This is a genomic window from Mesorhizobium sp. M2A.F.Ca.ET.042.01.1.1 (assembly GCF_003997405.1).
Classification (GTDB): domain Bacteria; phylum Pseudomonadota; class Alphaproteobacteria; order Rhizobiales; family Rhizobiaceae; genus Mesorhizobium.
Map to the genome: position 1 here is coordinate 1 of NZ_RZRX01000249.1, position 9,384 is coordinate 9,384.

At 60.9% G+C, this 9,384-nt stretch carries 6 protein-coding genes; 4 read left to right on the forward strand and 2 right to left on the reverse strand.

Annotated elements, in window-relative coordinates:
- On the reverse strand, window positions 1-2,696 hold a 2,696-nt coding region (locus EOA23_RS27765; protein ID WP_189341730.1), incomplete at its 3' end, for a strawberry notch-like NTP hydrolase domain-containing protein.
- Window positions 2,697-2,906: 210 nt separating this feature from the next.
- Between EOA23_RS27765 and EOA23_RS27770 the strand changes: the two genes are divergently transcribed.
- The 4 genes from EOA23_RS27770 to EOA23_RS27785 all read left to right on the forward strand — a co-directional run bounded on the left by EOA23_RS27770 (window position 2,907) and on the right by EOA23_RS27785 (window position 6,660).
- Complete coding sequence (locus EOA23_RS27770; protein ID WP_127306498.1) at window positions 2,907-3,140, forward strand: hypothetical protein; 234 nt, start codon at window positions 2,907-2,909, stop codon at window positions 3,138-3,140.
- Window positions 3,141-3,177: 37 nt separating this feature from the next.
- A complete protein-coding gene (locus EOA23_RS27775) occupies window positions 3,178-3,834 on the forward strand; it encodes an SEC-C metal-binding domain-containing protein (protein WP_189341731.1) in 657 nt (218 codons plus the stop codon).
- 23 nt (window positions 3,835-3,857) lie between these two features.
- Window positions 3,858-4,445 carry a hypothetical protein gene (locus tag EOA23_RS27780; RefSeq protein WP_127306500.1) on the forward strand — a complete coding sequence of 196 codons (588 nt, stop codon included), beginning with the start codon at window positions 3,858-3,860 and terminating at the stop codon, window positions 4,443-4,445.
- A gap of 115 nt (window positions 4,446-4,560) precedes the next feature.
- Window positions 4,561-6,660, forward strand: coding sequence for a hypothetical protein (locus EOA23_RS27785; RefSeq protein WP_127306501.1), 2,100 nt, complete (start codon window positions 4,561-4,563; stop codon window positions 6,658-6,660).
- A 496-nt stretch (window positions 6,661-7,156) separates the two neighbouring features.
- Here EOA23_RS27785 and EOA23_RS27790 read toward each other — a convergent pair whose 3' ends face one another.
- Window positions 7,157-9,295, reverse strand: a complete 2,139-nt coding sequence (locus tag EOA23_RS27790; protein ID WP_127306502.1) for a ParB/RepB/Spo0J family partition protein — start codon at window positions 9,293-9,295, stop codon at window positions 7,157-7,159.
- Between the last annotated feature and the right edge of the window lie 89 nt (window positions 9,296-9,384).

Here is a 9,384-nt window from a genome sequence, read left to right on the forward strand (position 1 = left end):
GGCGGGCGCGATGCGAGGCGCTCGATCAACTCGTCGCGACGTGCGGCGGCCTCACGGCTCTCGACCGGCTGGCCATCGCGATAGACTGGCCGCGACGACAGATTGCCTTCGCCGTCGGTGAAGGGCTCGTAGAGCTGCACCGGGAAGGAGTGGGCGAGATAGTCGAGCACGTATTCGCGCGGCGTGATGTCGACGCGAACGTCACCCCATTCCTTGGTCGGGATCTCGGCCAGGCGCCGTTCCATCAGGGCTTCGCCGGTCGAGACGATCTGCACGACGGCGGCGTGCCCGGCCTCCAGATCGTGCTCGATCGAGCGGATCAGGGTCGGCGATTTCATCGAGGTCAGCAGATGCCCGAAGAAGCGCTGCTTCGCGGATTCGAACGCCGAGCGAGCGGCGGACTTCGCCTGCCGGTTCAACGTCCCGGTCGAGCCGGTGATGTTGGCGGCCTCCATCGCCGCATCGAGGTGATTGTGGATGATGGCGAAGGCGCCGGCATAGGCATCGTAGATGCGGCGCTGTTCATCGGTCAGCGCGTGCTCGACCAGCTCGTATTCCACGCCGTCGTAGGAGAGCGAGCGGGCGGTGTAAAGCCCCAGTGATCGCAGATCGCGGGCCAGCACCTCCATCGCCGCGACGCCACCGTCCTCGATCGCCTCGACGAATTCCGCGCGGGTGGCGAAGGGGAAATCATCGCCGCCCCAGAGGCCCAGGCGCTGGGCATAAGCGAGATTGTGGACAGTGGTCGCTCCGGTGGCGGAGACATAAACGACGCGGGCGTTCGGAAGGGCGTGCTGAAGCCGAAGGCCGGCGCGACCTTGTTGCGAGGCGGAGACATCGCCCCGTTCTCCCTTTCCTCCTGCCGCGTTGGCCATAGCATGGCTCTCGTCGAAAATGATCACTCCGTCGAAGTCGGAGCCCAACCATTCGACGATCTGCCGGACGCGCGAAACCTTGCTCCCGCGGTCGTCGGAGCGCAGCGTGGCGTAGGTTGCAAATAGGACGCCTTCCGACAGCGTGATGGGCTTGCCCTGTGGAAACCGCGAAAGCGGGGTGACCAGGAGGCGCTCCATGCCGAGTGCGGCCCAGTCGCGCTGCGCGTCCTCGATCAGCTTGTCGGACTTCGAGATCCAGACCGCTTTGCGGCGTCCCTGGTGCCAGTTGTCGAGGATGATGCCGGCCGACTGGCGGCCTTTGCCGGCGCCGGTGCCATCGCCGAGCATGAAGCCGCGACGGAAGCGAACCCTGCCGACGGCATCGGCGGGCGCGGCCTTAACGAGATCGAAGGTCTCATCGACCGTCCACGACCCGGCGAGATAGTCGCTATGCGCCTCTCCGGCGTAGATCACCGTCTCAAGCTGGGCGTCTGACAGCAGGCCGAAGATACCGGCTGGCAGCATGGGCCGATAACTCGGTTTCGGCGGCGCGACGCTCGCCATGGCGGCGGATTGCACGAGCTTGGTCGGGTGCGGCTGCGAGCCCGGAATGCGGATCGACTGCAATCCGTACTCCTCGTAGATCGCGTCGGTCAGGTGCGCGCCATCGGCGGGCATCCAATCGATCGTGCTGTAGCGAAGTTCGACACCTTCGGGGTCGATCACGGGCGCGGGTCGAACGGCGGCCGAGCGCGCGAGATACCCGCGCACCGTTTTCGGGGCCGCGGTCATGGGGATCGTCGGCGCGGTGGGCAGCGTTACCGGGAGACGCGGCGGTACGCCCCGCGCGATCCAGTCGAGCAGTGTCGCGACGTCGGGCGCCATCCCGATCGATGCGGGCGGCGCGGACGGATCGGCGGCGGGTACCTTGTCGATGACGGTCAGGCGCGTCGGGAATGTGGTGCCGTGCTTAGCATAGACCGAGCCGGCGATCGCCGCGCTGAAGATGATGGTGCCGCGTTCCTGTAGGCGCGTGAAGGCGTCACGCCAATCCGGCATGTCCGGCCCGACATTCGCGCCCGTGATCGCCACGAGCCGGCCGCCTGGCGCAAGCCGGTTGAAGGCCGAGGCGATATGGCGGAAGCCGGCGTCGGCGACGCGGCCCGAAACATTGGCCATGGCCGAGAACGGCGGATTCATCAGCACGACGGAGGGGACGGCGGCAGGGTCGAGATGGTCGTTGATCTGCGCCGCATCGAAGCGGGTGACGGCAAGGGCCGGAAAGAGGGAAGAAAGGAGATCGGCGCGCGCCTCGGCGAGTTCGTTGAGGATCAGCGAACCGCCGGCGGTGGACGCCAGGATGGCGAGCAGGCCGGTGCCAGCGGAGGGTTCCAACACAACGTCGTTCGGCGAGATTGCCGCGGCTGTCAGAACCGCAAGGCCGAGCGGGACCGGGGTCGAGAACTGCTGGAGCGCCTGGCTCTCCTCCGAGCGACGGGTGTGGGTCGGAAGGAGCCCGGCGATTTTCGACAGCGTGGAAAGCCGTGCTGTCGGAGACGCGGATTTACGGAAAAGCGTCTTTCCGTATTTGCGCAAGAAGAGGACGGTGGCGACCTCGCAAGCCTCGTAGGCAGCCTTCCAATCCCACGCGCCGGCGGCATCAGAGGCGCAGAATGCGTCCTCCATCGCCGCGCGCAGCAGCGGTGACTCTATTCGCTCACCGCGTTCGAGATGGCAGAGCAGGCCGTGAGCGGCTGACAGGATGGCGGAGGCATGAGCGACGGGCGCGGCCGAGGCGGCCACGGGCAACAGGATGGTCATTGGGAGATCCTCGAGAGAGCGGGAACGGATAAGCCCGGCCGGCGCTCTCTCTCGAACCGCCCGGACTCATCCCGTCCCGGCGGACCTCTCCCTCTGAATGGCTCCGTCGCGCAGTAATTCCGGCAATCTGTTGGCCATGAACAGTTTTCAGAAATCGCGAAGTTGCAGCAGGGGCACTATAGTAACTCAGCGATTCGAGGAGATGTAAGAATGGTATCAGTTATTTGGGCGCCAGCAGACAAACCGACGGAACGGCATGTTGTTGTTCATGTGCACCGCGACGGAATGCCATCTGCGGACAAGGGTTATTTCTTTCTCAGTGACGAGAACGATTGGGGTGGAGCAGGCCCGTTTGACATGAGATTGGACGAGGTCATTGAACGCGCGAAGCAAAAGGCCTCTGACGAGGGACTGATCACGGTCGTCGTGGTTCGCAAACCCTGATCAGCACATTCGCGACCGTCTGATGGGGATAGCTGGTATGCCCGCGATTAGCACTGACCTTTTCAAGAAGAATTTCACGACGACGCCGAGGACGATCAGCGCCGAAGTGCGGGCGTTTTGCCAGCGCATCAGTCCCGACCAGACGCCAGCCTATGTGCCTGTGTCTGAGGATGCTGGCGTTCTGCCATCGGAGTGCTTTAACAACGTGGCGAGTAAGGTGGAGCGCGATGGCGGAACGCTGCTTTATGGCTGGCTGATCTGGGAGTGGCCTCGTGTTTTTGTCGAGGCTGAGCACCATGCGGTGTGGGAGCATGATGGCATCCTCACCGATATCACACCCCATGTGAATGGCGAGCGGCAGGTCCTGTTCCTGCCTGATCCGATGCGGCCATATGATTTTGCTACGCAGAAGCGCCTGATCAATATCAAGAGAAGCCTGGGTGAACTGCCGTCGGTTGGCGGCTGGATCGCTGCGACCAACAAGCTGCATCATGCCATTGAGGCGAACTCCGTCGGCAATCAGTTTACGCTCGAGCGCTCGTATCTGTCGGCGATGGGCCAGGAAATCCGGAATGCTTTGGGATTGGTGTTTGTCGATCTGGCCAAAACAACCGGTCCCAACGCCCCCTGCTTCTGTACAAGCGGTCGAAAATTCAAGAAGTGCTGCGGACCGATGATCCAGATTTATCCCTAGATTGTAGCAAATAAGGAGACCTCATGATCGCATATCTGGCATCCGAAAGTAGTTTCCTGCGCTCGGCAGCAAACAAATGTCTGTTGTTGCTTTTCCTCGCCGCGCTTACCCGAATGGGCGGCGACACCGTTTCCGGAAACGCGAACGTAATGGGTGTCACCGTTCAGATCAGCCAGGGTTTGTTGATTGTGGCTGGGCCGATCATCTCGGTTCTGATCGCCCTATTGATGAAATATGAAGTCAACAGCTTAGAGCTCGCGCGATATACCATCCTTGATGAGATTTCGGGAACCAGCCGCCGTCGGCCGAGTCAGGGTGTCGCTTATGCGTTGCTGCTTTTGCCGCCGATTGCGTCCGCATTCTTCACGATTCAATTCGTTGAAAACCTCATTCCGGCAAATGCGGCGTGCAATGATTTCGTCCGAGCCCGAATGCTATACGATTTTAGTCTGGGGAATGGTGAGGCCAGCATCTTCTGTATCGGCGATGTAACGAAAAATATGCCTTGGATATACCCACCCTATCAAACCTATTTGTACGTTATTCTCGCGATCGTTAGCCTCTATGTTTCTACCCAAGCAATTAAGAGTTGGAATAAGTTTCGAGGGTAAGTAGCGCATGAAAATTTCTGCGCTCCAAAAGTCTATAATTGATTATTTCAAAGGACCGATCTAGCTTCCCGTTATAGTTGTCTATGCTGTGGCGATAGGGCACTTGGGGGAGACCATGAGCGCGTTACTGAAGTGGATTGGCGGAGCCGCGCTGTTCGTTGTCGCGGTCGCTGCGGGACTGTGGTTCTCTTATTTGCGACCGACTTCGATCCATCAGACGCTGGAGAACGAGGCATCCTCGCTTTCTTTGACGTCGTGGATACTTCAGGCGGGACCGACGCCGCAGGACTGGGAAACGAGAGCCTACCTACCGACTGCGTCGGTGCAGAAGCTGGCCGATGCTCTCGTCGGGTTGGAGTTCGTGTCAAGGCAAGGCAACAGAGACGAGGCAGGGCACTACGACGGGGCATTCGTCGTCAAGCTTGAAAGTCTGTCGATTTCGACTGGCGCAGCCGAATTGCGCCCGAAGGTCGCGGTATCTGTCCGCTACGAGCCTGATCGGGCGAAGCCCTGGTGGGGTGCAGCAAATTTCGCACTGAAGCTCGACGCGGTCTTCATGCCCGTTGTGAGGAATGATCCTGATACCGGCAGACCGGTCGTGAAGTTGCTGGTGGTGCCCACCAGCGTCAGCCCTGCTCTGTCTTGGAACCCGATCACGCTTTTCTCCGCCGGCCAGGCCACATCGGAGCTCATTGCGACGGGGGTCTTCGTGAAGTTCGGCGAGGCCCTCTCTCTTGTCGCTCCGACGATTCGGGAACCCTTGAAGATCGAAGCAAAGGCAGACAGCAAGAGCTACTCCAAATTCGACAAGGGCGGCGGATATAATTTACGGACGCAAATGAACGGGCCGACGTTCGAGCGCGCCCTGCAGGCTGACATTCCCTTGGTAACTTCACGAGGTATTTGGCTTCTCGGTCAAACGGGGCGGCAGCTCCCCGAACCGTCAGCGTCGCCTGGAGCGGCAACCGATCTGAGAAAGACCGTGGATGATCTACGGCGAACGGTAAACGCAAAGCTGGGACCTTTTGAGCGGTCGGACGACCTCGCCGAGGTCCGCATTTCCAATCGCCAGATCATGGAAATCGCCGAGGAGATCAAGAAGCCCGAAAACGCCACCCGGTTTGCGATCGGTATCGGTAGCTCCGATGCGACTGGCACCATAGGGGACGCGTTCCTTCTCAAGGATGATCTTCTCGGTAATATCGGCTTGACCGTGCGCCCTCGAGTTCCGGATTTCTTGACGGGGTCGGTGCAAATACAGCCGCCACAGTTCGAATGGGTTGCAGGCACGGGGCTGAAAACCACGATTTCCGCTAGCGCGAAAGTGACCGCTTCCACCAACATCCATTTGTCGACAGCCTTTGTCGGTGGTGGGATTGGCAAGGATATCGACCTGATAGGAGAGACCAGCGTCTCAATGCCGGTTTCCCTGGCTGTCGAGCGAAGAGAAACGGATGCCGGCACAGCAGTAGTGCTGCAGCCCCAGCTTGCCTGCGCGCCAATTCAAGTCGATGTGAATCCGGCCACACGCGAGGATATCATCAAAGAAGCCTGGATTGCGCTGAAGCCATTTGGTGTCAGAGTGAAGCGCAATGTCGGCGGCGGTCAGCAAGCTCCGTCGATCGTGCTGAGCAGCTTGCCAACTGTGTATTCCCTTGGAAACAAAGAAGACGATGATGCTGCCAATCCGGCAGCAAAAAGGGACTATGTCCGCGTCAGACAGGTCGTGGTGCGTTGGAGCATTGACCAGGTCGAGGTGCAGCAGGACGGGTTGCTGGTCCGCGCCGGAGTTGCTGTCGTATCCGCTGCTGCCCAGCCGGCCAACGACCAAGAGACGGACGTGGCTCGGCTGAAGAACGCGTTGTTGGCGGCGGCGCCAAATGTACCCTGCGAACCCAGTGACGCCTATGCGCTGCTCCTTCTCCAGAATCAGGTTGAGATTGGTTCCAACAACGAAGTCGTCGTTTTTATTAAGAGAGTTTTCAAGGAAGGTGGACACGTCGCGGACGAAACGAAAAAGGAAGTCGAGAAACTCACCAAGACACCATTCAAGTCGGTTACCGACTTTCCGGACAATGCAATTCGAGAGTCAGGAAAGGCGTTCGAAAACCTTGGAAAAGCGGCTGGTGATGCGGGGCAGGCCGTAGGAAACGCGGTTAAGAACACTGTGTGCGGTGAGAAATGTGCTTTCGGCCACTGTGTCAGGATATGTTGACGTCGCTGGATGTTTCGTAGCAGAGGGCAAAAACAAGAACTTTTCCCGCAGTCTCTAAGTTCGAACGACGCGTCAACGCTGTGCCGCTTTCCGGGAACCCCTGGAAGCGGCAGCAACCTAAAGCCTCCCTGCAGCTGGTGCTCGGCATCCTGCGAATAGATAACAGTGTGGTTGATGTTGTCTCAACTGAGTGGCGAGACATGTCTGAACACGTCTTCTGAATACTTCACCCCTTTCATGGCGCAGTTCCGCTAGAGGATCGAAAAATTGTTTCCAGAGGGCAAGCAAATGCCAGCGAACGGCCGGTCGACCTTTCCATTGCAGATGGGCCTCACTAGAACTCGGCTGATTGGCGATCATTGGTCAGTGGTCGCGTGAGACGCCCGCCTATTAAGGCATCTAGGCAGATGCCCGGGGCGTCATGAAAAATGGCCCGATGCTTTCAAGGAAGCACCGGGCCATGATGAAATTGGTAGACCTATCGATTGTAGGAAGGTCACTCGGCCGCGATCATTGCGGCTTCGTCTTCTTCTTCAGCGGCGGACAGCTGTTCCTCGTCGATGTCCCCGGAGAGGAAGGCCGGCAATGCGTCGCCGTCACCCGCCTGATCGGCGGGTTCATCGCAAGCGTCAGTCACGCGCAGCGGTTCCGGTAGCCAGCCGGTATCGGCCAACAGGCGCTCGGCCTCCTTGGCCATGTCGCCCTTCTTCAGGTGGCCGATAAGCTGCGCGGCCCGCTCGCCGGCGCCTTCGCGCACGGCTTCGAGAATGCGCCCCTTGGTCACTCGCCCGAGGTAGTTGCCAACGGTCGGCTTCCAGCCTGCGGCAACCATATCGAGCCCGGTGGCAACGGCGAGTCGATCGGCCTGAGCCAGGCGCACGTCGAGGCCGTGGCGGCTGATGCCGGAGGCGGCGTGCGGATTCGGCCGCTCGAAGAGGGCATTGATCCCGAAGCTCACGCAATGCGCCAGCAGGTCCAGACGGGTACCGTCGTCGAGCTGTTCCAGCCAATCCCAGAGTGCCTGGTCGTCGGCGGGGACATGGTCGCCCCAGCGCTCATGGCGGTCATTCTCCGACCGAGCCGATTGACTGGCCTTCATCTCCTGTGACTGGCCGGAGAGGTAGAGGTGCCGGACACTCGCTTCGAGGCAGCCGGTCGGCGCCGTATGCCGGAATGTGTCGCTGGCCAGCTTGTGGAGCAGCATCGTCAGGGCGACCTGCGGATTGTTCGCCAGCGCATCGCGCAGGGCGAGTGTGCGATGGGCGGTCAGCTCGATGACCAGACGCTCGGGCAACGGCTTCAGGCCGTTTTGCTCGTCTTCCTCCTCGGACTGCACGGGCTGGCCTCCGATCGTAATGACCGCGTGGTGGATGGCTGGCGTCCGGATTTCGCCGGTTTCCGGATCGATGTCGTCCTCGGGCACCGTTTCATCGGCAACCTCGACCGGCCTTTCGTCTTCAGGCCGGACGTAGCCGCGATCGACGGAGAGCGAGCCGTCGGCGTCGATGCTGACGAAGACGCCGGCGATGGCGACTTCCTCCGGGTCATAGCGGACCGGACGGTTATCCAGCGCATCGATCGCCGCTTCGATCTCGCCCAAGCGAGCATCGACTTCGTCCGGCAGTTCGTCGGCGTCCTCATACTCGGCTGTCAAGCGGTCGAGTTCCTCCTGCAGCGCGTCGCGCGTGGCCTGTTCTTCCGCAGTGATGTCGAGCGGAACGCCCTTGATCTCGCGAAGGCCATGGGTGACGCCGTAGGGGATACTGACGGCGGCCTCGACCCATTTCCAGCCGTGGGTCGCAATTTCGTCGGCGATCGTGGTGAGCTTCTCGGACACGAGCCGGTTCAGAAGCCCGACGTCCTGAAGCCAGCCACCGTCGTCGGACTCGAAGAGGTCGCGCATGACGATGCCGCCGGAGGCCTCGTAGGCGTCAACGCCGACGAAGACAGCGCGCTTGTCCGAAGCGCGCACCGTCGTCTCGGTCAGCATGCGGCGGATGTGGTACGGCTCCTTCTGCCAGCTATTGCGGATCGCTTCCCAGACCTGCTCCTGCCGGGCATGGTCGTTCGACACGCTGAATGCCATGAGATGCTTCAGCTCCATGCCGTCTTCGGCATAAATGTCGAGCAGCGCAGGCGAAACCGACGCCAGGCGCAGCCGCTGCTTGACGATATTTACCTCGACGAAGAACGCCGCGGCGATGTCCTCCTCGGTCATGCCCTTATCGCGCATGGCCTGGAACGCGCGATACTGGTCGAGCGGATGGAGCGGCGCGCGCTCGATATTCTCGGCCAGCGAAACCTCATCGATGAGGATGGCGGTGTCGGCGGCCGAGACGACGCAGGGGACCGGCGTGGTCTTGTTGAGGCGCTTCTGCTTGGCGAGCATTTCCAGTGCGCGGTAGCGGCGGCCACCAGCGGGCACCTCGAACATGCCGGTCTCCTGGCCTTCGTCATCGAGAACGGGGCGCACATGAAGGCTCTGGATCAGGCCGCGACGCGCGATCGACTCGGCCAGTTCCTCGATCGAGACGCCGGCCTTCACGCGCCGGACGTTGGCCTGGCTTAGCACCAGCTTATTGAAGGGAATGTCGCGCGAGGACGACAGGGTGATCTTCTGAACGGCAGTTGCCATGTTCCTTACTCCGCGACGAGCGCCGAGAGCCTCTCTCTCGAACCCAAACTCGTCACGAAGCGAAGCGCCGCCCTCTCACTCTTGGAGGG

Coding starts and splice junctions, on each gene's coding strand:
- EOA23_RS27770 (WP_127306498.1), top strand. CDS start 2,907: ATGGTATCAGTTATTTGGGCGCCAGCAGACAAACCGACGGAACGGCAT.
- EOA23_RS27775 (WP_189341731.1), top strand. CDS start 3,178: ATGCCCGCGATTAGCACTGACCTTTTCAAGAAGAATTTCACGACGACG.
- EOA23_RS27780 (WP_127306500.1), top strand. CDS start 3,858: ATGATCGCATATCTGGCATCCGAAAGTAGTTTCCTGCGCTCGGCAGCA.
- EOA23_RS27785 (WP_127306501.1), top strand. CDS start 4,561: ATGAGCGCGTTACTGAAGTGGATTGGCGGAGCCGCGCTGTTCGTTGTC.
- EOA23_RS27790 (WP_127306502.1), bottom strand. CDS start 9,295: ATGGCAACTGCCGTTCAGAAGATCACCCTGTCGTCCTCGCGCGACATT.